The organism is Methylopila sp. 73B (assembly GCF_000526315.1).
Taxonomy (GTDB): domain Bacteria; phylum Pseudomonadota; class Alphaproteobacteria; order Rhizobiales; family Methylopilaceae; genus Methylopila.
On record NZ_JAFV01000001.1, the window covers coordinates 2596181 to 2620667 of the forward strand.

Here is a 24487-nt window from a genome sequence, read left to right on the forward strand (position 1 = left end):
GCGTCTCCGTCAGTCTTAGCGCAGCATCATGCCGCAGCGACGTTCAAAAAAGGTGAGCGATCATTGCGGGCGCCTACGCCCTGCAGCCGCACGACGCTCGACACGCGAAGGTTTGAATGGCGCAGACGCGCGCGCCGGCGGCATACTCATGAGCGATCCCCGCTTGAGGATGAGCGAGATGGAGCTTGATCCGGACGACCTTCGCGACCCCGTAGGACGAGCCTTCGAGCAGTTCGCTTCGCTCATCGCGATCTTCCTCATCGCCGTGGGCATCGACCTCGCCGTGCAGGTCGCCGCCCATGCGGTGGAATGGGCGACCTACGAAAACCGGGACGGCCTGGCCCGCTGACGCCGAGCGACGCGAGCGCTCAGCTCAGCAGGAACCAGAGCGCCAGCACCGGCGCGGCGAGGGTGACCGCGATGCCGCTCAAAAGCGCAGCGAAAGCCGCGACCGACCGGATTTCGCCAAGCACCGTGCGTTCGCGCCGTTCGGCCGCCGCGTCGTCGTAAGCGACGCGGGCGTAGAGTTCCACGATGTTGTCCATGCGCCTGCCATTCCCCTGAGCAGGCGCGATCATGCGCCAGAGCGCCGCCCGGCGATACCTCTAGGTGAAGACTTCGTTAAAATCGGGCCATCTCAGCTCTGCCGGAGCAGGCTGCCGACCACCTTCGCCGTGTAGTCCACCATCGGCACGATCCGGGCGTAGTTCAGCCGCGTCGGGCCGATGACGCCGAGCACGCCGACGATCTTCTGGTCGCCGTCGCGGAACGGCGCCGCGATCATCGAGGAGCCCGAGAGCGAGAACAGCTTGTTCTCCGAGCCGATGAAGATCCGCACCCCGTCCGCGGTCTCCGCCCGTCCCAGCAGGTCGATGACGTCCTTCTTGGATTCGAGGTCGTCGAGCAGGAGGCGGACGCGGTCGAGGTCCTCCAACGCCTTGAGGTCTTCCAGCAGGTTGGCCTGACCGCGCACGATAAGCTGGCGCGGCTCCCCGGCGGAGACGCCCGCCCAGTCCGCGAGCCCGGCGGCGACCACGTCCGCGGTGATGGCGTCGAGTTCGCCCTTGGCGGCGCCGACCGCCTCCTCGACCGCCGCCCGCGCCTCTCCCAGCGTGCGCCCGCGCATCCTTGCATTGAGGAAGTTGGACGCCTCCACCAGCGCCGAGGGCGGCAGGCCCTTGGGCAGTTGCACGATGCGGTTCTCGACCCCGCCGTCCTCGCCGACGAGGACCACGAGCGCGCGGGTCGGCTCCAGCGGCACGAACTCGATGTGCTTGATCGCCGGGTCTTGTTTGGTGGCCACGACGACGCCCGCGCCGCGCGACAGTCCCGACAGCAGGGCGGACGCGTCGGTCAGCACGTCCTCGACCGAGCGCGAGGCGCTGAGCGCCCGCACCTGCCGCTCGATGGCGCGGCGGTCCTCGGCGTTGAGGTCGCCGATCTCCAGCATCGCGTCGACGAAGAAGCGCAGGCCGAGTTCCGTCGGCAGGCGCCCTGCGCTGGTGTGCGGCGCATAGATCAGCCCGAGCGTCTCCAGGTCCGCCATGACGTTGCGGACGGAGGCCGGCGACAGCGAGACCGAGAGCAACCGGGAGATGTTGCGGGAGCCGAGCGGCTCTCCCGTCGACAGATAGCTGTCGACGATCCGGCGGAATATTTCGCGCGATCGGGCGTCGAGCTGCGCGAGCCCGGCGGCGGCTTCGGGGAGAATGGGACGATCGATCGACATGGCCTTAGAACCTCGCGTCCCCAACATTCGCCTTCGCGAGCCGCCGATCAAGCGCGCCGGCTTGCGGGCGGCCGCGCGCAGGGGCAGAAAGACGCCGATTTCTCAATCTTCCTGCGAAAGCGAAGCCTCCATGTCCGTCCGTCCCTCCAAGCGCGCCCCCGACGCGCTGCGCGCCGTCTCGATCGAGCGGGGCGTCGCGCGCTACGCGGAAGGCTCCTGCCTGGTGAAGTTCGGCGAAACCCACGTGCTGTGCTGCGCCTCGCTCGAGGAGAAGGCGCCAGGCTGGCTGCGCGGCCAGGGCAAGGGCTGGGTGACGGCCGAATACGCCATGCTGCCGCGGGCGACCCACGAGCGCACCCGCCGCGAGGTGACGAGCGGCAAGCCCTCCGGCCGCACGCAGGAGATCCAGCGCCTGATCGGCCGCTCGCTTCGCGCCGTCGTCGACCTCAAGATGATCGGCGAGCGCCAGATCACCGTGGACTGCGACGTGTTGCAGGCGGACGGCGGCACCCGCACCGCCTCCATCACCGGCGCCTGGGTCGCGCTGCACGACTGCCTCGCCTGGATGAAGGCGCGCGACATGCTGAAGGGTCCGGCGCTGAAGGACCACGTCGCCGCCGTCTCCTGCGGGATCTACAAGGGCGCGCCGGTGCTCGACCTCGACTACGCCGAGGACAGCTCCGCCGAGACCGACGCCAACTTCGTGCTGACGGGCTCGGGCGGCATCGTCGAAATCCAGGGCACCGCCGAGGGGACGCCGTTTTCGGAAGACGAGCTGATGGAGCTGCTCCGCCTCGCCAAGGCCGGCTGCGCCACCCTCGTCGACCTGCAGAAGCTGGCGGTGGCGTGAGGCCTCAACTGTCCTTGACCCGCGCGTCATCCCGGCCGAAGCCGAAGGCGGAGAGCCGGGATCGTGCGCCGCAGGACGCTCAGCCTGGAGGACGATCCCGGCTCTCGCTGCGCTCGGCCGGGATGACGTGTAAGGACTGACGATGACCCCCCTCCCCCCGCTCGGCCCCCGACTGGTGATCGCCACCCACAACGCCGGCAAGCTCGCCGAATTCCGCGAGCTGCTGGCGCCGTTCCCGCTGGAGCTGACCTCCGCGGGCGAGCTCGGCCTGCCCGAGCCCGACGAGACCGGCACGACCTACGCCGAGAACGCCGCGATCAAGGCGGACGCGGCGGCTGAGGCCTCCGGGCTGCCCGCGCTCGCCGACGACAGCGGGCTGTCGGTCGCGGCGCTCTGGGGCGCGCCGGGGCTGTTCTCCGCGCGCTGGGCCGGCCCCTCGAAGGACTTTTCCGCCGCCATGGCGCGGGTCGAGGCGGATCTCCAGGCCCGCGACGCCCGGGACCGCTCCGCCGCCTTCGTGGCGGCGCTCTGCCTGAGCTGGCCCACCGGCGAGCGACTCGAGGTCGAGGGATCGGTTCCCGGCGAGATCGTGTGGCCGCCGCGGGGAAATCTCGGCTTCGGCTACGATCCGATCTTCTTGCCGGGAGGGCATGCCCGCACCTTCGGAGAGATGTCCTCGGACGACAAGCACGGCGTCGTCTGGTGCGCGGACGGCCGCGCCACGGGCCTGTCCCACCGCGCCCGCGCCTTCGGCGCGCTGATGGCCGCGCTCTATCCCGCAGGTCCGCCGAAATGAAAGAGCCCGGCTTCGGCGTCTACGTGCACTGGCCGTTCTGCGCGGCGAAGTGCCCCTATTGCGACTTCAACAGCCACGTGCGCCACAAGGGCGTCGACCAGGGGCGCTACCTCGCCGCCTTCCGCCGCGAGATCGCGCACATGGCGTCGCTCGCGCCGGGACGGAAGGTGGCGTCCGTGTTCTTCGGCGGGGGCACGCCCTCGCTGATGACGCCGGAGACCGTCGGCGGCATTCTGGAGGCTATCGGCGCGGCCTGGGAGGTCGAGCCCGACGCCGAGATCACGCTGGAGGCGAACCCGACCAGCGTCGAGGCCGAACGCTTCCGCGGCTACCGCGCCGCCGGGGTCAACCGGGTCTCGCTCGGCGTGCAGGCGCTGAACGCCCAGGACCTCGCGAACCTCGGCCGGATGCACACGGTGGAGGAGGCGCTCGCCGCGGTCGAACTCGCGATGTCGATCTTCCCGCGCGCGTCGTTCGACCTGATCTACGCCCGCCCCGGCCAGTCGCCGGCGGCCTGGCGCAAGGAGCTGGCGAGCGCGATCGAGCGCGCGCCGGAGCACCTCTCGCTCTACCAGCTGACCATCGAGGAGGGCACGCCCTTCCACGCGCTCTACCGCGCCGGAAAGCTGCAGACGCCGGACGAGGAGACCTCCCGCGCGCTCTGGGACGTGACGCAGGAGACCACCGAGCGCGCCGGCATGCCGGCCTACGAGATCTCGAACCACGCCCGCCCCGGCGCCGAAAGCCGCCACAATCTGGTCTACTGGCGCTACGGCGAATACGCCGGCGTCGGCCCCGGCGCCCATGGCCGGCTGCTGGTGAATGACCTGCGCCGCGAGCTCTCCACGGAGCGCAACCCCGAGCTTTGGGCCGCCGCCGTCGAGGCCGACGGCCATGGCCTGGTGGTCGACGAGCCGCTGAGCGTCGAGGCCCAGGCCGACGAGTTCCTGCTGATGGGCCTCCGGCTCGCCGAGGGCATCGACCTCGCCCGCTTCCACCGCCTCTCCGGCCGCAGGCTCGACCCGCGCCGGATCGACGACCTGACCATGGACGGCATGGTCGAACGCGTCGGCCGCGACCGCCTCCGCGTCACCCGCGAGGGCTTTCCGGTGCTCGACGCGGTGGTGGCGGACCTCGCGGGGTAGAGTTCTTCCCTTCTCCCCTTGCGGGAGAAGGTGGGGCGCAGCGCCGGATGAGGGGCCGTCCGGGACATCCTGAACGGCGCCGAGGTCGTCCCAGGCGACCCCTCACCCTTACCCTCTCCCGCAAGGGGAGAGGGGGACCACGACGGCCCGCATCCTCTCAACTCGAAGAACCAAGCTCCGCCGTCGAAGCCGCGCGCGCTTCTCTTCTCCCCTTGCGGGAGAAGGTGGCGCGAAGCGCCGGATGAGGGGTCGTCCGGGGCATCCTCGACGCCGACGGGGGCGTCCCTGACGCCACCTCAGCGCAGCCAGTTCTCCACGCGCAGATCCGGCACGCGCTCGAACTCGCCAGTGTTGTCGGTCACCAGAACGCAGTCGAGCGCGAGCGCGTGAGCTGCGATGAAGAGGTCGTTGCCGCCGATCTGCCGACCGCGCCGCTCGAGGTCCGCCCGAATGGACGCGTAGACGCGGTCGGCGGGCTCCTCGAACGGCTCTATGGCGATCCTGTCGAGCAGACCTTCGACGAGCGCGACAAGCCTCACGCTTTGCGCCTTCGCGATCCCAAACCGGAGTTCCGCGGCCACAATGATGCTCGTGCAAACGAACTCCGCGCCACCCCCTGCGTATATCCTCTCTCTGACGCTTCCCTTAGGACGCCTCAGCAGATCCGAAAGAATGTTCGTGTCGAGCAGATAGCGGGTCACAGATCGACCGGCTCTGGCGGTGGGTCATCGATCTCGGGAAAGTCTTCGTCCAGCGGCTCAATGCTGTCGAGGAACTCGGACAGCCGGTTTCGGTGCTTGGGCTCGATGACGACTGTGTTCCCGACCGACCGCAGAGTCACGACGTCGCCGAACCGGTCCCAGTCCGCGGGGATGCGGACGGCGCGGCTGCGACCGTTCTTGAAAACCTTGGCGTCTCGGATGTCCGACATCGGCGCGCCTGTCATAGGCCAATGGCCTATGACATAAGATCGGGCGCGTCAGCCGTCAATTCGCCTGGGCGGTCTGGCCGTCGAAACTGCGGGGGGCGGGGCTGATGACCTTCGCGCCACCGGGCTGCACCTGGTAGACGGCGAGCGCGCGGTCGTTGCCGCCGTCGGCGCGGAAGCGGAACGTGCCGTCGACGCCGGCGAAGCCCGAGGGGTTCGCGAAGGTCTGGTCGGTCAGCCCGGCCGCGCCTTGCGTCTTCACCAGCGCCGCCACCAGCGAGGTGGCGTCGTAGGCGAGCGAGGCGGTGCGGGTCGGCTCCGCGCCGAACTTCGCCTTGTAGCGCTGGGCGAAAGCGCGGAACCCGGAGCTGTCCGGCGCCGCGTACCAGGCGCCCGCAAGGCTCGCGTCGCGCGCCATCTGCGGGTCGTCCCACAGCCCGGTGCCGAGCAGTTGCACGCGCTTCAGGTTGACGCCGTTGGCCGCCAGCAGGCCCACCACCGTCGGCACGCTGTCGGCCGTGTCCGGAATGAACAGCGCGTCGGCCTGGCCAAGCGCGTTCGCGACGCGGGCGATCGGCTCCGCCATCCTGGCCTTGTCGGTGGGGTAGCGCTCAAGCGCGACGACCCGGCCGCCGGCCTTCGCCACCGCCTGCTGGAAGGCGCCCTCCACCACCGTGCCGTAGCCGTTCTCCGGCAGCAGCGCGGCGAAGGAGCGTTTGCCCTGGCTGACGGCGTAACGCACGATCCGGTCGACATCGGACTCAGGAAGGAAGCTCAGGAGATAGACGCCCCGCGAGGCGACGTTGGCGTCGGTCGAGAAGGCGACGACCGGCACGCCCTTCTGGCGCGCGGCCTGGCCGGCGCCCTGCACGGAGTGGGCGAACAGCGGCCCGATCACCATGCGCGCGCCCTCGTCGGTCGCGCTGTTGACGGCCGCCTGCGCGCCCTGCGCCGTGCCGCCGTCGTCCTTCACGACGAGCTGGATGTCGGGGCTGTTGAACTCCGAGAGCGCGAGCTCCGCTGCGTTCTTCATGGACTGGGCGGCCGCGCCGGCGTTGCCGCTGGCCGACAGCGGGAGAACCAGCGCCACCTTGGTGGAGCCCTGCCCGATCGCCTGGCCGAGCGGCTGGGCCTCGACCTGCGGCGTCGGATTGCCGGGAAGCGGATTGAGCCGCTCGTCGGTGCCGCCGAGGTCGCTCCCGCCGCCGCAGGCGGCGAGCGCAAGCGCCGCGCCGCCGACGAACAGCGCGCGCCACCCCTTCGCCAGGGACCTTCGATCGACCGTCATGTGCGCCACCGTTTCTCGGCCGGACCCCACGAACTCGTCCGACGCGCCGAATGCCCCGATGGTCCACGGCTCGGGGAGCGTCGCGCACCACCGCTTCCCGCGGCCGCGCCCCACCGATAGACTTACCCTCTGAAGTAACCGACGAGCGTTCCCATGCCAAGGCCCGAGCCGACCGACCCCGACCTCACGGCCGGCCCCGACCACCCCTCCCGCAGCTACCTCGTGGCCGGCGTGCGGCTGACGGCGCCGTCGCTGCCGCCAGGCCTTCACGTGGTCGCGACCCCCATCGGCACGCTCGCCGACATCACCCTGCGAGCGCTGGAGACGCTGGCCGGCGCCGACTCGGTGCTGTGCGAGGACACCCGCGTCACCGCCAAGCTGATGAACCACTACGGCATCTCGACCCGGCTGACGCCCTACCACGACCACAACGCCGCCGAGATGCGCCCCAAGGTGCTAGCGCGCCTCGCCGAGGGCCAGAAGCTCGCGCTCGTCAGCGACGCGGGCACGCCGCTGGTCTCCGACCCCGGCTTCAAGCTGGTGCGCGACGCGGTCGCGGCCGGCGCGCACGTCACGCATCTGCCCGGCGCCTCCGCCGTGCTAACCGCGCTGGTGCTGGCGGGCCTGCCGACCGACCGCTTCTTCTTCGAGGGCTTCCTGCCGGCGAAGCAGCAGGGGCGGCGCGAGCGCATCGCCGAGATCGCCCGCGTGCCCGGCACGCTGGTGCTGTTCGAGACCGGCCCGAGGGTCGCGGAAGCGCTCGCGGACTTGGCCGACGGCCTTGGGGACCGGCCGGCGGCGCTCGCCCGCGAGCTCACAAAGCGCTTCGAGCAGGTGCGGCGCGGCACGCTCGGGGAGCTTGCGGCCGCGCTCGGGCAGGAGGCGCCGCCAAAGGGCGAGATCGTGCTGGTGATCGGCCCGCCGGCCGAGGAGGCGCCGCCGAGCGCAGGCGACGTCGACGCGCTGCTCGAAGCGGCGCTCGCCCGCGCCACGGTGAAGGACGCCGTCGCCGAAGTCGCGAGCGCCACCGGGCTGAAGCGCCGCGAGGTCTACGCCCGCGCGCTCGAGCTGACCAAGGCCGGCGGCTGAGCCCCCATGGCGCCGGCGCCGAAGCGGCTCGCGGCGTTCCGGCTGGGGCTCGACGCCGAGACGCGCGCGGCCTGGCTGCTGCGGCTGACCGGCTGGCGCATCCTGAAGCGACGCTACGCCCAGAGCGGCGGCGAGATCGACCTGATCGCGGTCCGCGGGCAGACGCTCGCCTTCGTCGAGGTGAAGGCCCGCGCGACTCTGGAGGCGGCGGCCGAGGCCGTGACGCCGCGCCAGCAGGCCCGCATCCGCCGCGGGGCGGAGGCCTTTCTTGCGCGCGAGCCGGCTTATGCGGGATATGTCATGACCTTCGACGTCGTCCTCGTCGCGCCCCGCCGCCTGCCGCGCCGTCTCCCAAACGCCTTCGGCCAGTAAAAACCCCAAGCGGATCAGCCCCATGTCGCTTCGCGTCGCCGTGCAGATGGACCCGATCGAGCGCATCAACATCGCGGGCGATTCGACCTTCGCCCTGATGCTGGAAGCGCAGGCGCGCGGCCACTCGCTGCTCGTCTACACGCCCGACCGCCTGACCCAGACGACGCAAGGCGTGTTCGCGGCCATGCGGCCCGCGGAGGTGCGCGACGTCGCCGGCGACCACGTCACGCTCGGCGAGGAGCGCCGCGTCTCGCTCGGCGACGAGACCGACGTGGTGCTGCTGCGGCAGGACCCGCCGTTCGACATGGCCTACGTCACCACCACCCACATGCTGGAGCGGGTGCACCCGCGCACGCTGATCGTGAACGACCCCGCCGAGGTGCGCAACGCGCCGGAAAAGATCTTCGTGCTCGATTTTCCCGAGCTGATGCCGCCCACCATCGTGACCCGCGACAAGGCCGAGATCGCGGCCTTCCGCGCCGAGCACGGCGACATCGTGGTGAAGCCGCTCTACGGCAACGGCGGCGCGGCGGTGTTTCGCGTGACCGCCGACGACCTGAATTACGGCTCGCTGATCGACCTGTTCTCGACCACCTTCCGCGAGCCGTGGATGGTGCAGAAGTTCCTGCCGAAGGTCTCGCAAGGCGACAAGCGCATCCTGCTGGTGGACGGCGTGTTCGCGGGCGCGGTGAACCGCGTGCCGGCGGCGGGCGACCTGCGCGCCAACATGGTGCGCGGCGGCGCCGCGCAGACCACCGAGATCACCCCGCGCGAGCAGGAGATCTGCGCGCGCATCGGGCCGGAGCTGGCGCGGCGCGGCCTGCTGTTCGTCGGCATCGACGTGATCGACGGAAACCTCACCGAAATCAACGTGACCTCCCCCACCGGCATTCGCGCCATCAAGCGGCTCGGCGGCCCGGACGTCGCGGCGATCACCTGGGACGCCATCGAAGCCAAGCGGAGCCGCGCGGCCGCATGACGCTGAAGATCACTCTCGCCGCAGCCGCGCTCTTCGCCTGCGCCGCCGGCGCGGCCTTTGCGCAGGACGTGACGCCGCCCGGCTTCCGCCTGCCGCCGATGCCGCCGATCACCGCGACGACGCCCGCGAAGGAGCTGTTCGGCCGGGTGACGCGCCCGAGCACGGGGCGCGAGCGGTCGATCGGCTTCTACTCCAAGGGCTGTCTCGCGAGCGCCTCCATGCTGCCGCTGAGCGGCCCGACCTGGCAGGTGATGCGGCCCTCGCGCGACCGGTTCTACGGCCGGCTGACGCTGGTGAGCTTCATCCAGCGGTTTTCGAAGCGGGTCGCCTCGAACACCTCCTGGCCGGGGGTGCTGGTCGGCGACATGTCGCAGCCGCGCGGCGGGCCCATGATCAAGGGCCACGCCTCGCACCAGATCGGCCTCGACGTGGACATCTGGCTGCGGCCGATGCCGAACCAGGAACTGACGACGGCGCAGCGCGAGACGCTGATGTCCACCAACGTCGTCGCCGAGAACCGGATCGACATGAACCGCTTCTGGACCGCGAACCACATGCAGGTGCTGAAAGACGCGGCGCTCGACCCGCAGGTGGAGCGCATCCTGGTCAACCCGGCGATCAAGCGCGCGGTGTGCCGCGACGCGCGCGGCGACCGCGGCTGGCTGCAGAAGGTGCGCCCGCAGTGGGGCCACGACTACCACTTCCACGTGCGGCTGGGCTGCCCCGCGGGCGAGGCCTCCTGCAAGCCGCAGGCGGACGTGATCCCCGGCGACGGCTGCGGCAAGCCGCTGGATTGGTGGTTCACGCCCGGCCGCCTGTTCCCGACGCAGCCGAAGATCCCGCCAAAGCCGCGCCCCCCGATGACGCTGAAGGACATGCCGCCGGACTGCGCGGCCGTCATCCGCGAGCCGTGACCCAGGCGGCCGAGCCGCGAGATGTTCGCTGATTGTTCTTGACGGCCGTTTGCTCTCCGCTACCATCGCGTGCGTCAGGGTGGGGGCGGCGGCATGGTCGTGTGGGTCTCAACGGTGGCGTTCGAGGGCATCGATGCGCGGGCCGTCGACGTGCAGGTGCAGGTCGCGCCGGGCCTGCCCGCCTTCAACGTGGTGGGCCTGCCGGACAAGGCGGTGACCGAGGCGCGCGAGCGGGTGCGCTCCGCGCTGATCGCCTCCGGCCTCGCGCTGCCGCCGCGGCGCATCACGGTCAACCTCGCCCCCGCCGACCTGCCCAAGGAGGGCAGCCACTTCGACCTGCCGATCGCGCTCGGGCTGATGGCGGCGATCGGCGCCGTGCCGCAGGACGCGCTCGCCGGCGTGACCGTGCTGGGCGAGCTCGCGCTCGACGGCACGATCGCGAGCGTCGCGGGCTGCCTTCCGGCGGCGGTCGCGGCGGTCGCCCGCGGCCATGCGCTGATCTGCCCGGAGGCCTGCGGGCCCGAGGCCGCCTGGGCGAGCGCGGACCTCGCCATCGTCGCGCCCCGCTCGCTGCTCCAGATCGCGAACCACCTCAAGGGCGTGCAGGTGCTGGCCCGCCCCCGCCCCGGCCTGCCCGACGCGGTCGGCGCGCAGCCGGACTTGCGCGACGTCCGCGGCCAGGAGACGGCCAAGCGCGCGCTCGAGATCGCCGCCGCCGGCGGGCACAACATCCTGCTCAACGGGCCGCCTGGCGCCGGCAAATCGATGCTCGCGAGCCGCCTGCCGTCGCTGCTGCCGCCGCTCGGGGCGCGCGAGCTGCTCGAGGTCGCGATGATCCGCTCGATCGCGGGGGAGCTCGCGGGCGGCCGGCTGTCGAACCGCCGGCCGTTCCGCGCGCCGCACCACTCGGCCTCCATGGCCGCGCTCGTCGGCGGCGGAGCGCGGCCCCGGCCCGGCGAGATCGCGCTCGCCCACAACGGCGTGCTGTTCCTCGACGAGCTGCCGGAGTTTTCCGCCCAGGCACTCGACGCGCTGCGGCAGCCGCTCGAGACCGGCGAGGCGGTGATCGCCCGCGCCAACCATCGCATCGCCTATCCCGCCCGCTTCCAGCTGGTCGCGGCCATGAACCCCTGCCGCTGCGGCGGAGGCGAGGCCGGGCACGCCTGCCGCCGCGGCCCGCGCTGCGCCGCGGACTACCAGGCGCGGATCTCCGGCCCGCTGCTCGACCGCATCGACCTGCGCCTCGACGTGCCGGCGGTGAGCGCCGCCGACCTGATGGCGCCGCCCGCGCTCGAGGACAGCGCGACGGTCGCCGCCCGCGTCGCCGACGCCCGCCGCCGGCAGGCGAGCCGCTTCGCCGCGCTCGGGCTGGACGGCGTTTCCGTGAACGCCCATGCGCCGGTCGCGCTGCTGGAGGAGGTCGCCCGTCCCGACGCCGCGGGCCTGAAGCTGCTGCGCGACGCCGCCGACGCGCTCAAACTGTCGGCGCGGGGGTATCACCGGGTTCTCAAGGTCGCCCGCACCATCGCCGACCTCGACGGCGTGGAGACCGTCGGCCGCATCCATCTCGCCGAAGCCCTGGCCTACCGCGCGGCGCCCGCCTCCGCGGCGCAGGCGGCGTAAGCCGCACCTTTCACGTCACGGGCCAAGGCGCAGACATCCCTCCTCGCGCCGAAGGCGTGGGGAGGGATGCCTCGGCCGGCAGGCCGAGGTCGGGTAGGGTCTCGGACGTAGGGCGCGACGGCGCGGGAGCGCGGCGGCGGGGGAGGTTCGTCCGGCGCCAACCCCACCCGGCCGGGCTTCGCCCGTCCACCCTCCCCTCTATCGAGGGAGGGATCGCCCGTGCTTCATCCTCCGACCTCGAAGACCTGACCCGGCGTCGGCGGACGGCTCACCGCGTAGCGGGATGCACCACCACCGTCGCGGTCATGCCCGCTGCGAGGGTCACGCCGGCCGGCAGCGGGTCGAGCTTGATGCGGACCGGAATGCGCTGGGCCAGCCGCACCCAGGTGAAGCTCGGATTGACGTTCGCGATCAGGTCCGCGCTCGTGACGTTGTCGCGGTCGACGATGGCCCGCGCCACGCTCTCCACATGGCCCGTGAGATCGCCGTCGTGGCCCATCAGGCGCGCCGTCGCCGGGTCGCCCTCGCGGATCGCGCGCAGCTTGGTCTCCTCAAAATAGCCGGCCACGTAGAACGAGTCGCTGTCGACCACGGCGACGGCGGCCTTGCCGGCGGTCGCGTAGTCGCCCTCGTTCAGCAGCAGGTTGGTGACGTAGCCGTTGACCGGCGAGCGCACCACGGTGCGGTCGAAGTTGAGCTTCGCGACGTCGCGTTCGACGATCGCCTGCCGCCACGCGGCTTCGGCGGTGACGACCGCGGTGCGGGCCTGCTCGCGCGCCTCGTCGGCGACGGCGGCGGAGGTCAGCTTGTCCCGGCGGTCCGCCTCCTTGCGCCGCTGCTGCAGCTCGCCGAAGCGCCCGTCGACCGTCGCTTCGGCCTGGTCGAGCGCGAGCTTGTAGCGGGCCTGGTCGATGACGAAGAGCACGTCGCCCTTCTTCACCGTCTGGTTGTCCTGCACGGTCAGGTCGGTCGCGGCTCCCGAGACGTCGGGCGTCACCTGGATGACGTTTGCGCGCACGCGGCCGTCCCGCGTCCACGGCGTGTCGGCGTAGGCGCGCCAGACGTACCAGCCGCCGGCGAGGGCTGCGGCGAAGACGACGAGGGTGAGGAGGACCCGAAAGCTCCTCGCGGCGATCGACATGATTTGCAAAGCCTCACATCAGGACGGCGACGACCGCCGCCAGCGTCAGCACGTAGGCCGACACGTTGAACAGGGCGGGGTGCCAGACGAGCCGGTAGAAGCCGGTCCGCTCCAGCACGATGCGGAGCGGCTGCCAGATCAGGCCCGCAAGCGCCGCGTAGAGCAGCAGGGGCGGCACGAAGACGCCGAAGATGTCGACCTCCTTGATCACGCCGCGGCCTCCCCGAGGCCCCGCGCCGCGCCGAACAGGGCGGGATGCTGCGCGAGGCTCGACCGTAGCGCCGCGATCCAGACCGCGAGCTCCGCGGCCTCCGCCTCGTCGGCGGGCCCCTGCGCCAGCGCTGCGCTGAGCGCCGCGTCCAGCCGGTCGAGCGGCGGCGCGGAGGGCTCCCGACGGGCGAGCCGGCGGAAATGGCGCGCGAGTTCGGCGAGGGCGCCGGCGAGCGGCGCGCCGACGGCCGGCGGCAGGCCCCGCACCACGCGGCGCAGCGCCAGGGTGTTGAGGCCGACGCGCAGCGCCGCCAGCGCGCCCTGCTCCAGCGCGAGCTGGCGCGGGTCGCCGAGGTCGAGGCGGGCCATCAGCCCATTGATGCGGTCGAACATGCGGCTCTCGAACGCGGTGCGCGTCGGGGCTTCGCGGCTTGCGGCCGCCTCCGCGAGGTCGCGGCGCAGCCCCGCGATCAGCCGCGCCACCGGCCAGGCCGTCCCGATCGGCCGCAGCACGCGCAGCAGCGCGGTGGCCAAGCCGAGCCCGAACAGGCTTGCGACCGTCGTGTTGGCGTAGGCCGCGAAATCGTAGGCCATGACGTTGCTCAGCGACAGGATGTTGATCGCCCCGAGGCCGAGCGCGAGCGCGCGCAGCGTGTAGGCCGGGATCGACATGGCGTAGGCGGTGGCGAACACCAGCGGGGCGAGCGCGAGGGCGAGCGCCTCAAAGCCTTCGAGCCGCGGCAGCACGCCGAACAGATAGACCCCCGCCACCAGCGCGCCCACGGCCGTCATCAGGGTGAAGCCGCCCGCCGCCGCCGCGGGATCGTCCGCCTGGGCGAACAGGCTCGCCATGACGGCGACGAAGATCACCGCGCCCGCCCCGCTCACCCAGCCCGACAGGATCCAGAAGGCGAAAGTGCCGACCAGCGCGACGAAGGCTGCGGCGGCGGCCGTGAAGGCGAGCTGGTAGTCGCGGTAGCGCTCGAGCGTGGCCGGCGCTTCGCCCGCCGCGCGGTCGGTCTCCGGCGCCCTGAGGTCGGACAGTCCGTCGAGGTCGTCGCGCAGCGCGAGCAGATCGGCGACGCGGACCAGGATGGTCCGCTCCAGCACCGCGCCGGCGCCCGCCTGCATCGCGGCGAAATCGGGAGCCGCCGCGAACACGGCCTTCGCCGCCGCGGCGCGCGCCGCCGGCGGCGCGCCGGCCGCCATCGCGTCCGCGGCGCCGGCGAGCGTGGGGGCCAGCGCCGCGAAGCGTTCCGGGCGCTCGGCGCGCAGAATCTCCATGCGGTCGTGGATCGCGACGACCAGCGCGAGGAAGGAGATCAGCCGCCCATGCAGCAGCCGGATGCGGCGGTTGGAGAGCCGCACGGTCGCGCTGTCGAACGAGGCGTGGATGCGCAGTCCGTCGAGCGTCGCCACGTTCGCGACCAGCGCGCGCCGGTCGCGAAGCACCGCGGCCGGGTCGGGCCGCCCGCGCAGCGTGTCGGCGGCCCAGCGCGAGGCCGAGGCGAGCGCGGTTTCCGCCGAGCCCCTCAGGGCGCGCCCGGCGTTGCGCGGGAAGAACACCTGGCTCAGGATGGTCGCGGACGCGAGGCCGACGAAGATTTCGGCGATGCGGTCGAGCGCCGCCAAAAACACTGTGTCCGGCGCGTCCAACACCGGAAAGGCGATGATCGCGACGGTGTAGCCGGACAGCAACGGGCCGTAGGAGGCGGGCGCGTCGCGCAGATAGATCGACACGAAGACGCAGCCCGCGATCCAGAGCGAGACCGCGACCACGAACAGCTCGCGGGCGTCGTAGAGCGTCGCGGTGACCGCGATCGCGACGACGCCGCCGACGACGGTGCCGACCACGCGGTAGAGCGCCTTCGACAGGACCATGCCGGTCAGCGGCTGCGAGACGATAAAGACCGTCATGATGGAGCTCGACGCTTGGGGGAGCTCAACCACGAAGGCGACGAAGGCCGCCAGGCCCGCCGCGAGCGTGGTGCGCGCCGCGAAGATCAGGCGGTCGCGGACGATGGGGCTCACGAGCGCGGGCTCCGGTCGGCCGCGAGCCGCGCGAGCAACCGCGTCGCGCCGGCGATCTCCTCGGCGGGCGCGCCCTCCAGCATCTCCGCGCAAACCTCCGCCACCACCTGCTTGAGCCGCGCCGTCTCGTCGCGGCCCCGCGCGGTGAAATGGAGCGTCTTGGCGCGGCGGTCAGTGGGGTCTTCGCGGCGCTCGATCAGTTTGGCCTTGGCCAGGCGATCGAGCAGGCGGACGAGCGAGGGCCCCTCGATCCCGAGCGAGTGCGCGAGGTCGTGCTGGCGGGCGCCCTCCCCCAGCCGGTCGAGGTGCAGCAGCGGGCGCCAGCTCGCGTCGCTCAGGTCATAGCGCGCGAGCGCCTCGTCGATCGTCCGGCGCCAGCGGCGCGCGGCGAGCGTGAGGCCGAAGCCGAAATCGGTGACGACGGAAGGCGACGGGCGAGACGACATCCGCACTAATTAGGACGCTATCTAATAGTCCGCTAGGGACATCGCGCATGGCTGAGCCGCGCTCAGCAGGCCGCGCCGCGCCAATTCGCTTTCGCTCGCAGGTGCGAAGACGCTATCTTGCGCTGCGGGAACCCTATGGGTGCGCTCGCGTTCCCTGTTCTTACGTCGCACAGATCAGGGGGTCGCATGAACGAAGCGGTGACGCTCGTGGAAGGGGCGGCCGAGCGGCTGTCCTGGCTTCCGGACTGGGGCGCCAGCCTCATCCTGCTGGCGCTCGGCGCGGCGGTCGCGATCGCGGTTCACCGCCTCGCGTTTCGCATGCTGACGACGTTCGTGGCCCAACGCAGCCTGTTCTGGCGCTCGCTGGTGTCCCGCACCCGCGGCCCGACGCGGCTTGCGGTGCTCATCCTGGTGTTCTCGATCGTGTCGTCGGCGGCTCCGCTCACCGACGGCCAGAGCGACGCCATCCGCCATGGCCTGCTCGTCGCCTTCATGATCCTGGTCGGCTGGGCGGCGACGACCGCGCTGCACATCTGGACGGTCATCTATCTCAGGAAGTTCAAGCTCGACTCCGAAGACAACCTGCTGGCGCGCAAGCACCTGACGCAGATGAAGATCTTCGAGCGCGCCGGCGTCACCCTCCTTGTCGTCGTCACCATTGGCGCCGCGCTGATGACCTTCGACGGGGTCCGGCAGTACGGCGTGTCGCTGCTCGCCTCCGCCGGCGCCGCGGGGCTCATCCTTGGCCTCGCCATGCAGCCGGTGCTCGCCAACCTCGTGGCCGGCATCCAGCTCGCCATCACCCAGCCGATCCGGCTCGACGACGCGATCGTGGTCGAGAACGAGTGGGGCTGGGTCGAGGAGATCACCGCGACCTACGTCGTGGTGCGGCTGTGGGACTGGCGGCGGCTGGTGCTGCCGCTGAAGTACTTCATCGAGAAGCCGTTCCAGAACTGGACCCGCGAGGGCGCGTCCATCATCGGAACGGTGCTGCTCTACGTCGACCACGCCGCGCCGATCGCGCTGATGCGGACGAAGCTGGACGAGCTCGTGAGGGCCTCGCCGCTCTGGGACGGGCAGGTCGTCAACCTGCAGGTCTCCGACGCCATGGAGCACGTCATCCAGGTGCGCCTGCTGGTCTCGTCGGGCAGTTCGCCCAAGGCGTGGGACCTCCGCTGCGAGATGCGCGAGAAGATGATCGTGTGGCTGGCTGAGCAGCACCCCTACGCGCTGCCGCGGCTGCGGACCGACATGGGCCGCCAGCCGGCGCCGGACCCGCGCCAGCAGCAGGCGCGGGAGGAGCGGCCCGCGGCGCTCAAGGCGGCGCGGGCCTGAGCGAGGCCCGTCCGAAGACGGGCCCGGCGGCTTAGCCGACGTTGACCATATCAGCGGTGATGTTCTCGATCCGGAGCGCGCCGACCTGCTTCATGATGGTCTCGAATTCGCGCTGCATGATCGCCAGCACGGCCGCGACGCCCGGCTCGCCGAAGGCCGCGAGGCCCCAGCAGTAAGGCCGGCCGATGCAGACCGCGGCCGCGCCCATTGCAAGCGCCTTGATCACGTCGGTGCCGCGGCGGAAGCCGCCGTCGACCAGCACCGGGATCTTGCCGTTCACGGCCTTCACCACCTCGGGCAGCGCCTCGATGGTCGGGTAGAGGCTCTCCTCGGCGCGGCCGCCGTGGTTCGAGACGATGATCGCGTCCACGCCGTGCTTCAGCGCCTCTTCCGCGTCCTCGTGGGTGACGATGCCCTTCAGCACCAGCTTGCCCTTCACGATCTTGCGCAGGCGATCGACGTAGTCCCAGGTCATGCCCGTGCCGTAGAGGTTCGTGACCTTCGACACGTCGAGGTCGTCGAACATCGGCTTGCGGCTGACTTCGTTGACGAAACCGCCGGCGTGGCAGTCCTTGCAGTTCCGGGTGTCGTCGCGGCGCAGGCGGAACAGCGTCTCGGTGTTGCGGCCGCCCTGGCGGTCGACGGTGAGCACGATCGCGGGCGCGCCGGCCGCCTCCGCGCGCTTCACGAGCGCCTCGGTGACGGTCCAGTCGTCGGTCGGGTAGAGCATGTACCAGACGGGCGCGCCGCGCGCCTCTGTGACGTCCTCGATCGAGGTGGAGCCCACCGTCGAGAGGATCATGCCGTTGCCCTTGACCGTGGCGGCCTTGGCGACCGCGGTCTCGGCTTCGGGGTGGAACGCGCCCTGGCTGCTGACCGGCGCGAGCATGATCGGCGTGCCGTAGGTCTGCCCGAAGAGCGTGACGCTGGTGTCGATCTTGCGCACGTCGATCAGGCGGCGCGTGCGGATGCGGATCTTGGAGAAGGCCTCGTGGTTCGCCCGCAGCGTCTCGTCGCCGTCGACGCCGCTCGCGAGGTAGCCGTAATGGGCGGGCGGCAGCGCCTTCTTGGCGGCCGGCTCGAAGTCCATCACGTTGAGCGCCTGCTCCGGCGTCGCGATCACGTCGCCGACCGCCTGCGCCGGGGCGCGGAGAACGTCGTAGCTCTGGGCGAGCGCGCTGGTCGAGCCGAGCGCGAGCGACCCGACGAGGGTGCGAACGGCGGTCGGCGTCATCACGGGGCTTGCGGCAAGGAAGCGGATGAAATTGCGGCGGTCGGTCAGGCGGGCGTCGGAAGCGTCGGACACGGTCGTCTCCTGAAAAACGTCGGGGACCAGGACGCGGGCTCATGCTCGCAGGCGTCGCGCGAGCTGCGCTCGTACGCCGCACCTCGAAGCTGCGCCCAAGTCGGGGAAGCGGGAAGGCGTTTCTTATTGGACTAAAGTAGAACTAGCGCCGTAGCCCGCGCCCGCCTGCGTGTCCACCGAATAATGCCGCACCGCACAAAAAGCCGGGGGCTCGACCTGCTTGCGCAAGCGTCGCCCGCCGCGCCGGCCGCTGACGGCGCCTGTCCCGTTCAAATAGCGTCCGACGATGACGCTGGCGCTACGCTCAGCGCGTGGCCCGGCGCCAGATCCAAATGGCGAGCGCGCCGAAGGCGGCGAAGAAGATGATGTTGAACCACGGAATGATCGTCGGGTTCGGGTCGGACCGCCGGATGTTGACGGCGTTCGGGAACCACGACAGCAGGTTCAGCCGCCAGCCGTACTTGGTGACGACGGCTATCCCCTTCTCAGACGCGATGGAGGCGGCCACCGCCTGCTCGTCCGCGCTGTCGAACTTCAGGTAGAACGGAAAGCCCCAGCCGGTGTCCTCATTGCGGTAGACGTGCGGCACCTTGGTCTCGACGTCTTCGGCGAAGATGTAATAGACGTCCCGCCCCTGGCTCGGGCGGTCGCCGCCTTGCAGCGGCTTGCCCGTCATGTCGACGCGGCGGTTTTCGACGCCGATGATCCGCACCACGTCGTGCCGCGGCAGGTAGAAATGCAGGAACGCCGCGCCCGGCAGCACCGCGAGCAGGGCCACGACGGCGACGATCACGCGGGTGCGGTTGAACATTCCTGAAATCTCCGGCGGCGAGCTTTATCCGTAGGTATGTGGGTCTCGGCGAGACCAGAGGCAATCAGCGCGCGGCATTGATCTTGGCATCGCTGGATGCCACTTTTCGTGCCTGAAGGAGACGATCCATGCGCACCACTGTCGCCATCGATGACGAGTTGATCGCGAAGGCCCAGGAGTACACAGGGGTCAAGGAAAAGGCGACGCTCGTCCGGATGGGCCTCGAGGCGCTCGTCCATCGTGAAGCCTCGCGCCGCGCCGCAAGGCTCGGAGGCATCGCTCCTGGGTTCAGGGCGCCGCCGCGCCGCAGACTGCCGCCCGAGTGATACTGGTCGACACCTCGGTCTGGGCCGACCACCTCGGCAAGCCCGATAATGCGCTCAGGCAGTTGCTCGACGACGGGCAGGTTCTGATGCACCCCTTCGTCCTTGGCGAAATCGCTCTTGGAAGCCTGCCAAAGCGCGGCGTCGTGCTTTCGACGCTCGGGGCCATCGACCAATGCGAGGTCGCGTCGATCTCGGAGGTCGAACAGCTCATCGAGACTCTCGACCTTTGGGAGACAGGCGTCGGCTATGTCGATGTCCATCTGATCGCGTCGACGATCATGATGCTCGACGGCGCCCTCTGGACCCGGGACCAGCGCCTCAAGACCGCCGCCGAACGCCTGGGCGTCGCGGCGGCGGGTCTCGTCTGATCCTCACCGCACCAGAAAATTCTTGAACTGCCAGGGGTCGCTCTCGTCCAGATCTTCCGGAAACAGGCCGGGGCGGTTCTGCAGCGGCGTCCAGTTGGTGTAGTAGCCCTTCACCGGGCCAAGGTAAGGCTTCTGGATCTCCAGGCAGCGCTTGAAGTCCATCTCGTCGGTCTCGACGATGCCCTCGTTCGGGTTCTCGATCGCCCAGACCATGCCGGCGAGGATGGCGGAGGTCACCTGCAGGCCGGTCGCGTTCTGGTAGGGCGCGAGCTCGCGGGTCTCTTCGAGCGAGAGCTGCGAGCCGTACCAGTAGGCGCCCTTGCCGTGCCCATAGAGCAGCACGCCGAGCTCGTCGATCCCGTCGACCAGTTCGTCCTCGTCGAGCACGTGCAGCGTGTCCTGCACCTTGCCCTCGGCCCCGAACAGCTCGTGCCACGACAGCACGGCGTCGTCGGCGGGATGGTAGGCGTAGTGGCAGGTCGGGCGGTAGACGGCCTTGCCGTCCTCGCGGACCGTGAAGTAGTCGGCGATCGAGATCGACTCGTTGTGGGTGACGAGGAAGCCGTACTGCGGCCCCGGCGTCGGGCACCAGGTGCGCACCTTGGTGGCCGCGCCCGGTTGCATCAGGTAGATCGCCGCGGCGTTCGGGTCGTCGTGGGTGCGGGCGTTCTCCGGCATCCAGGTCTCGTGCGTGCCCCAGCCAAGCTCGGCCGGCTGCAGGCCCTCGGAGATGAAGCCCTCCACCGACCAGGTGTTGAGGAACACGTTCCGCGGCTTCGGGTCGGTGGTGCGCTGGGTGTCGCGCTCGGCGATGTGCACGCCCTTCACCCCGATCTGGCGCAGCAGCGCCGCCCACTCCTCGCGGGTCGTGGGCTCCGGCGTGTTCAGGTTCATGTCGGCTGCGATGTTCAGCGCCGCCTGCTTCACGAAGAACGACACCATGCCGGGGTTCGCGCCGCAGGTGGAGACGGCGGTCGGCAGGCCCTTCGGCGAGCGGCGGCGCAGGTCTAGCGTGATTTCGCGCAGCGCGTAGTTCGAGCGCTCCGACGGGCCCTTGGTCTTGTCGAAGTAGAAGCCGAGCCACGGCTCGTTGACCGTGTCGATGTAGAGGACCCCGAGTTCCTGGCAGAGCGCGATCAGGTCGGCCGAGCCGGTGTCGACGGAGAGGTTCACGCAGAAGCCGCGGCCCTCGCCCTTGGTCAGCAGGGGCGTCAGAAACGCGCGGTAGTTCTCCTTCGTGACGTGCTGCTGGATCAGCTCGTAGCCGTGCGCCTCGGCGATGTGCTTGTTGAGATCGCTCGGGTCGATGATCGACACCCGGCTCTTGTCGAATTCAAAGTGGCGTTCCAGCAGAGGCAGCGTCGCCCGTCCAATGGAGCCGAAACCGATCATCACGATGGGACCGTCGATCTTGGCGTACACCGGATGGTCCGTCATTCTTTCGCGCTCCTGGGCTGGTCTGCCGCGGCGGGCGCCGCGCGGCCCGATAAAGGCCGAACGGCGCTGGAGAATCAACACCAGCGGTGACGCGGCGATGACGGCCGCGCCGCGTAACGAACCGCCGCCGGCGCGCGTAAGCCCGGTCGAGGATGCTGCGTGAACGAGCGTGAGCGGGACTGGGCGACGTGGATGAAAGCGGCCGGAGCGGGCGACGCCGAGGCCTATCGCCGCCTGCTCGGGGAGTTGGCGTCGTTCCTCCGCAGGGTTGTCCGCCGCCGCGCCGGCGCGGGCGTCGACGAGGCTGAGGTCGAGGACGTCGTGCAGGAGGCTTTGCTCGCCATCCATCTGAAGCGTGGAACCTGGGACCCCGGCCAGCCGGTCGGACCCTGGGTGGCGACCATCGCGCGGAACAAGCTCACCGACGCCCTGCGCCGCCGTGGGCGGCGCATCGTGGTGCCGATCGAGGACGTGGCTGAGGCGCTCGTCGCGCCCGGCGAGGACGACGGGCTGTCGCCGCGCGAGACCGACCGCCTGCTCGCCGTGCTCAAAGGCCGCCAGCACGACGTGGTCCGATCGATCACCGTCGAGGGGGCCGACATCCGCGCCACCGCCGCGAAGCTCGGCATGAGCGAGGGCGCCGTCCGCGTCGCGCTTCATCGCGGGCTGAACGCGCTGTCCGCGGCCTACCGGAGTTTCCGCGAGTGAAGACGAGCGCGCTCATTGACGCCCTCGCCACGGACGCCGGGACGCCGCCCGCGCGGCTGGAGCCGGCCTTCGCCGCCGGCGCCGCGGGCGCCGTGGTCGTCGCAGGCCTGCTGTTCGCCGCGACGCTTGGGGTGCGGCCGGACGCGGCCGTGGCGCTGGGCGCGGTTCGCTTTCCCTTCAAGTTCGCGGTCACGCTGGCCGGCGCCGTCGGCGCCGCCGTGCTGGCGCTCCGGCTCGCACGGCCCGGCGCCTCGCTCCGGCCGGGCGTGGTCGCGCTCGGCGTCGCCGTCGCCCTGCTCGCGAGCGGCGTCGCCGCCGAGCTCGTGGCGACGCCGCGCGACGCCTGGGCGTCGCGGCTCGTGGGCCATAACGCGCTCCTGTGCCTGGCGAGCGTCACCGGCCTCGCGCTCGGGCCCCTGGCGCTGCTGCTGGCGGCGCTCCGGCGCGGCGCGCCGGCTTCGCCGCGGGCGGCCGGCGCCGCCGCGGGGCTGTGCGCGGGCGCGATCGCCGCGACCTTCTACGCCGCCCATTGCGTGGACGATTCCCCGCTGTTCGTCGCGACCTGGTATCCGCTGGGCCTCGGCCTCGTCAGCGCCTTGGGCGCCGCGGCGGGCGAACGCGCCCTGCGGTGGTGACCCGGATTGAGACGCGGCTGGTCCCCGCTAAGGACCGGCGGCTTCTCCAGGCCATGGCGCGCGACCGCGTGGCGCCGATCCCGCTGAACAGGTTCGCGGCCACGACGTGGCTTTTCTGCGAACGAAATGCGTTCCCGGACGTTCTTGGCGTGCTGGCGTCGGGGGCGGCGCCGGGGAGGACGTCCTGAGCTATGAAATATCGCACCTTGGCGACTGCGGTCGTCGCGGCGAGCGTCGCCGCGCCAACGGCGCAGGCGGGCTTCCTGGATTTCCTGTTCGGACGCCGGGCGCCGGCTCCCGTCGAGGAGTACCGCGAGGCTCCGGTGGCGCCGGCCGCGCCGCGCGTTGACCGAGCGCCCGTCCGAAAGCCGCAGCTCACCCCGCAGGAGCAGCTCGCGCGCACGATCGATCCGGTCGCGAACCCCGACTGGCATCTGGTGGATCCCACCCTGCGGCGGGGCGACGTGCTGTTCCTGGCGGACCGTGTGGTCGTCTTCACCGGCGGGCGGATCGGCGACGCCAGCAGCTACGCGCCGCTTGAGAGCAGCCGCATCGTCAGCTCGTCCGAACGGCGCGCGCTGCGCCAGATGGCGGGCCGCCCGGCGCAGGACGAGCCCGGAGAGCCGAAGGAGCGGCGCCGCCGGACCGTCAAGCCCGCCGGCGCCCGTCTCGCGACCTCGTTCTAAGGCCGCTTGGCCGTTCAGGCCGGGATGCGGAGCACCTGTCCCGGATAGATCTTGTCGGGGTGCTTGAGCATCGGCTTGTTGGCTTCGAAGATGTCGTTGTAGCGATTGGCCTTGCCGTATTGCGCCTCGGCGATCTTCGACAGGTTGTCGCCCTTCTTCACAGTGTAGAACTTGGCCTCCGCGCCCGGCGCGTCGACCTTCAGCTGGTCGTCGACCTTGGCGACGCCGAGGGTGTTGCCGGCTGCGAGGATGATCTTCTCGCGGATCTCGTTCGACAGCGCGGCGCCGGTGATCTTCACGGTGTCGCCCTCGACCGCGACGTTGAGATCCTTCGCGTCGAGCCCGTGCTTCTCGATCTCAGCCTTGATTTTGTCCGCCGGGGCGGCCTCGGCTTCGCTCGCGCCGAACAGCTTCTCGCCGACGTCCTTGATGAAATCGAACACGCCCATAAGCCGTCTCCTTACTTGTTGATTGCCGTTACGAGCGGGCACATAGCGCCGGCGCGGCGGATCAACAGGCCGAAACTTCAGGCTCAAGCGGCGCGGTTCTCGCGCAACGTCATCGGCTGGACGCGGGGCGCCGCGCCGGCCGGGGCTACGAGCGCGTGGTCCGGCGGCACCAGCGCCCACCGCTCGCGCGAGCCGTCGAGCGGCTCGGAGGCCACGAGCAGGCGGTCCTCGCTCTCGCTCCAGTAGAGCGTCGGCGGACGATCGTCGGAGGACCAGCGGAAGGCGTAGAGATCGCGGCCGTCGGTGAGCGCGGCGGCGAAGCGCAGCGGCTCGGTCACGCCTTTCGCCCGCATCTTGCGGGCCACCGTCTCGAGCGTCGCGGTGACGGCGCGGACGGGATCGTTCTCCGCGCCGGCGGCGATGGCCGCCAGAAACAGCGCCTCGGAGTCCGTGCCGCCCATGCGGGCGGCGTAGAGCGCGTCGGGGATCATGCCCTCCACCGTCCGACGCATCTGCGGCCAGCCGCCGATCTGGCCGTTGTGCATGAACAGCCAGCGGCCATAGGCGAAGGGGTGGCAATTGGCGCGGCTGGTGGCGGGACCCGTGGAGGCCCGCACATGGGCGAAGAACAGCCGGGCGCGGATCTGCCGGCAGAGGTGGCGGAGGTTTTCGTCGGACCACGCCGGGAGGGTTTCGCGGTAGAGGCCGGGCTCGTCGCGGTCGGCGTACCAGCCGACGCCGAAGCCGTCGCCGTTGGTCCCCGTCACCGCTTCGGCGGCATGCAGGCTCTGGTGGATGAGCGAATGCGCGGGCGCCGCGACGAATGTCTCGAGGTAGGTGGGGGCGCCTCGGTAGGCGATCCAGCGGCACATGGGCGGGCGCAAC

General features: G+C 71.0%; 29 protein-coding genes. 15 read left to right on the plus strand and 14 right to left on the minus strand.

The genetic code is table 11. From position 1 onward, the window contains the following. Positions 1-148: 148 nt before the first annotated feature. On the plus strand, positions 149-349 hold the full coding sequence (locus tag K244_RS23630) for a hypothetical protein (protein WP_155931728.1): 201 nt from the start codon (positions 149-151) through the stop codon (positions 347-349). A 19-nt stretch (positions 350-368) separates the two neighbouring features. Here K244_RS23630 and K244_RS23635 read toward each other — a convergent pair whose 3' ends face one another. Further along, on the minus strand, positions 369-545 hold the full coding sequence (locus tag K244_RS23635) for a hypothetical protein (protein ID WP_020186613.1): 177 nt from the start codon (positions 543-545) through the stop codon (positions 369-371). Positions 546-637: 92 nt separating this feature from the next. Further along, a complete protein-coding gene (hrcA, locus tag K244_RS0112520) occupies positions 638-1729 on the minus strand; it encodes a heat-inducible transcriptional repressor HrcA (protein WP_020186614.1) in 1092 nt (363 codons plus the stop codon). 130 nt (positions 1730-1859) lie between these two features. Here hrcA and rph point away from each other — a divergent pair, with 130 nt between their 5' ends. From rph to hemW, 3 genes are all read left to right on the plus strand, one after another. Continuing rightward, positions 1860-2579, plus strand: a complete 720-nt coding sequence (gene rph / locus K244_RS0112525; protein WP_020186615.1) for a ribonuclease PH — start codon at positions 1860-1862, stop codon at positions 2577-2579. A gap of 142 nt (positions 2580-2721) precedes the next feature. Then, positions 2722-3375 carry a non-canonical purine NTP pyrophosphatase gene (locus K244_RS0112530; protein WP_024816480.1) on the plus strand — a complete coding sequence of 218 codons (654 nt, stop codon included), beginning with the start codon at positions 2722-2724 and terminating at the stop codon, positions 3373-3375. Beyond that, positions 3372-4520, plus strand: a complete 1149-nt coding sequence (hemW, locus tag K244_RS0112535; RefSeq protein ID WP_020186617.1) for a radical SAM family heme chaperone HemW — start codon at positions 3372-3374, stop codon at positions 4518-4520. Before K244_RS0112530 ends, hemW begins: the two co-directional genes overlap by 4 nt. Positions 4521-4816: 296 nt before the next feature. Here hemW and K244_RS0112540 read toward each other — a convergent pair whose 3' ends face one another. From K244_RS0112540 to K244_RS0112550, 3 genes are read right to left on the minus strand one after another with little or no spacing between them, the layout of a single operon-like run. Then, complete coding sequence (locus K244_RS0112540) at positions 4817-5221, minus strand: type II toxin-antitoxin system VapC family toxin (RefSeq protein WP_024816481.1); 405 nt, start codon at positions 5219-5221, stop codon at positions 4817-4819. Beyond that, on the minus strand, positions 5218-5451 hold the full coding sequence (locus tag K244_RS0112545; RefSeq protein WP_020186619.1) for an AbrB/MazE/SpoVT family DNA-binding domain-containing protein: 234 nt from the start codon (positions 5449-5451) through the stop codon (positions 5218-5220). Before K244_RS0112545 ends, K244_RS0112540 begins: the two co-directional genes overlap by 4 nt. Positions 5452-5506: 55 nt before the next feature. Beyond that, entirely contained in the window at positions 5507-6736 is a 1230-nt protein-coding gene (locus K244_RS0112550) for a penicillin-binding protein activator (RefSeq protein WP_020186620.1), read from the minus strand. 153 nt (positions 6737-6889) lie between these two features. Between K244_RS0112550 and rsmI the strand changes: the two genes are divergently transcribed. The 5 genes from rsmI (at position 6890) to K244_RS0112575 (ending at position 11713) form a co-directional block, all read left to right on the plus strand. Continuing rightward, entirely contained in the window at positions 6890-7825 is a 936-nt protein-coding gene (gene rsmI, locus K244_RS0112555; RefSeq protein WP_020186621.1) for a 16S rRNA (cytidine(1402)-2'-O)-methyltransferase, read from the plus strand. A gap of 6 nt (positions 7826-7831) precedes the next feature. After that, a complete protein-coding gene (locus K244_RS0112560; RefSeq protein ID WP_020186622.1) occupies positions 7832-8197 on the plus strand; it encodes a YraN family protein in 366 nt (121 codons plus the stop codon). Between the two features lie 22 nt (positions 8198-8219). Beyond that, entirely contained in the window at positions 8220-9176 is a 957-nt protein-coding gene (gshB, locus tag K244_RS0112565) for a glutathione synthase (RefSeq protein WP_020186623.1), read from the plus strand. Beyond that, positions 9173-10090, plus strand: coding sequence for a penicillin-insensitive murein endopeptidase (gene mepA / locus K244_RS0112570; protein ID WP_020186624.1), 918 nt, complete (start codon positions 9173-9175; stop codon positions 10088-10090). The genes gshB and mepA overlap by 4 nt, the downstream gene beginning before the upstream one ends. A gap of 93 nt (positions 10091-10183) precedes the next feature. Further along, complete coding sequence (locus K244_RS0112575) at positions 10184-11713, plus strand: YifB family Mg chelatase-like AAA ATPase (protein WP_020186625.1); 1530 nt, start codon at positions 10184-10186, stop codon at positions 11711-11713. Between the two features lie 268 nt (positions 11714-11981). On the opposite strand, the gene K244_RS0112580 is transcribed toward K244_RS0112575, so the two are convergent. From K244_RS0112580 to K244_RS0112595, 4 genes are read right to left on the minus strand one after another with little or no spacing between them, the layout of a single operon-like run. Then, positions 11982-12854 (minus strand): efflux RND transporter periplasmic adaptor subunit, encoded by an 873-nt coding sequence (locus K244_RS0112580; protein ID WP_020186626.1) that lies wholly within the window; start codon positions 12852-12854, stop codon positions 11982-11984. A 13-nt stretch (positions 12855-12867) separates the two neighbouring features. Beyond that, entirely contained in the window at positions 12868-13065 is a 198-nt protein-coding gene (locus K244_RS0112585) for a DUF1656 domain-containing protein (protein ID WP_020186627.1), read from the minus strand. After that, on the minus strand, positions 13062-15095 hold the full coding sequence (locus K244_RS0112590) for an FUSC family protein (RefSeq protein WP_020186628.1): 2034 nt from the start codon (positions 15093-15095) through the stop codon (positions 13062-13064). Before K244_RS0112590 ends, K244_RS0112585 begins: the two co-directional genes overlap by 4 nt. Further along, a complete protein-coding gene (locus K244_RS0112595) occupies positions 15092-15541 on the minus strand; it encodes a MarR family transcriptional regulator (RefSeq protein ID WP_020186629.1) in 450 nt (149 codons plus the stop codon). The genes K244_RS0112590 and K244_RS0112595 overlap by 4 nt, the downstream gene beginning before the upstream one ends. A gap of 186 nt (positions 15542-15727) precedes the next feature. Here K244_RS0112595 and K244_RS0112600 point away from each other — a divergent pair, with 186 nt between their 5' ends. Further along, positions 15728-16876 (plus strand): mechanosensitive ion channel family protein, encoded by a 1149-nt coding sequence (locus K244_RS0112600; RefSeq protein WP_020186630.1) that lies wholly within the window; start codon positions 15728-15730, stop codon positions 16874-16876. 31 nt (positions 16877-16907) lie between these two features. Here K244_RS0112600 and K244_RS0112605 read toward each other — a convergent pair whose 3' ends face one another. Together K244_RS0112605 and K244_RS0112610 are read right to left on the minus strand one after the other, a co-directional pair. Further along, a complete protein-coding gene (locus K244_RS0112605) occupies positions 16908-18182 on the minus strand; it encodes an alpha-hydroxy acid oxidase (protein ID WP_020186631.1) in 1275 nt (424 codons plus the stop codon). 304 nt (positions 18183-18486) lie between these two features. Continuing rightward, a complete protein-coding gene (locus tag K244_RS0112610) occupies positions 18487-18993 on the minus strand; it encodes a DUF1523 family protein (RefSeq protein ID WP_020186632.1) in 507 nt (168 codons plus the stop codon). Between the two features lie 128 nt (positions 18994-19121). Between K244_RS0112610 and K244_RS0112615 the strand changes: the two genes are divergently transcribed. Then, positions 19122-19319, plus strand: coding sequence for a type II toxin-antitoxin system VapB family antitoxin (locus K244_RS0112615; RefSeq protein ID WP_020186633.1), 198 nt, complete (start codon positions 19122-19124; stop codon positions 19317-19319). Then, the gene (locus tag K244_RS0112620; RefSeq protein WP_020186634.1) at positions 19316-19687 is read left to right on the plus strand and encodes a PIN domain-containing protein; all 372 of its coding nucleotides are present in this window, start codon (positions 19316-19318) and stop codon (positions 19685-19687) included. Before K244_RS0112615 ends, K244_RS0112620 begins: the two co-directional genes overlap by 4 nt. A 3-nt stretch (positions 19688-19690) precedes the next feature. Here the strand turns inward: K244_RS0112620 and K244_RS0112625 are convergent, their stop codons facing one another. After that, positions 19691-21124, minus strand: a complete 1434-nt coding sequence (locus K244_RS0112625) for a saccharopine dehydrogenase C-terminal domain-containing protein (RefSeq protein ID WP_020186635.1) — start codon at positions 21122-21124, stop codon at positions 19691-19693. 159 nt (positions 21125-21283) lie between these two features. Here K244_RS0112625 and K244_RS0112630 point away from each other — a divergent pair, with 159 nt between their 5' ends. The 3 genes from K244_RS0112630 (at position 21284) to K244_RS0112645 (ending at position 23153) form a co-directional block, all read left to right on the plus strand. Then, positions 21284-21832, plus strand: coding sequence for a sigma-70 family RNA polymerase sigma factor (locus K244_RS0112630; protein ID WP_020186636.1), 549 nt, complete (start codon positions 21284-21286; stop codon positions 21830-21832). After that, positions 21829-22467, plus strand: a complete 639-nt coding sequence (locus K244_RS0112635) for an NrsF family protein (protein WP_020186637.1) — start codon at positions 21829-21831, stop codon at positions 22465-22467. The genes K244_RS0112630 and K244_RS0112635 overlap by 4 nt, the downstream gene beginning before the upstream one ends. A gap of 191 nt (positions 22468-22658) precedes the next feature. Next, on the plus strand, positions 22659-23153 hold the full coding sequence (locus K244_RS0112645) for a hypothetical protein (RefSeq protein ID WP_020186639.1): 495 nt from the start codon (positions 22659-22661) through the stop codon (positions 23151-23153). Positions 23154-23167: 14 nt separating this feature from the next. Here the strand turns inward: K244_RS0112645 and lysM are convergent, their stop codons facing one another. Together lysM and K244_RS0112655 are read right to left on the minus strand one after the other, a co-directional pair. Continuing rightward, positions 23168-23602 (minus strand): peptidoglycan-binding protein LysM, encoded by a 435-nt coding sequence (gene lysM / locus K244_RS0112650; protein ID WP_020186640.1) that lies wholly within the window; start codon positions 23600-23602, stop codon positions 23168-23170. 83 nt (positions 23603-23685) lie between these two features. Next, on the minus strand, positions 23686-24474 hold the full coding sequence (locus K244_RS0112655; RefSeq protein WP_020186641.1) for a class II glutamine amidotransferase: 789 nt from the start codon (positions 24472-24474) through the stop codon (positions 23686-23688). Positions 24475-24487: the final 13 nt, after the last annotated feature.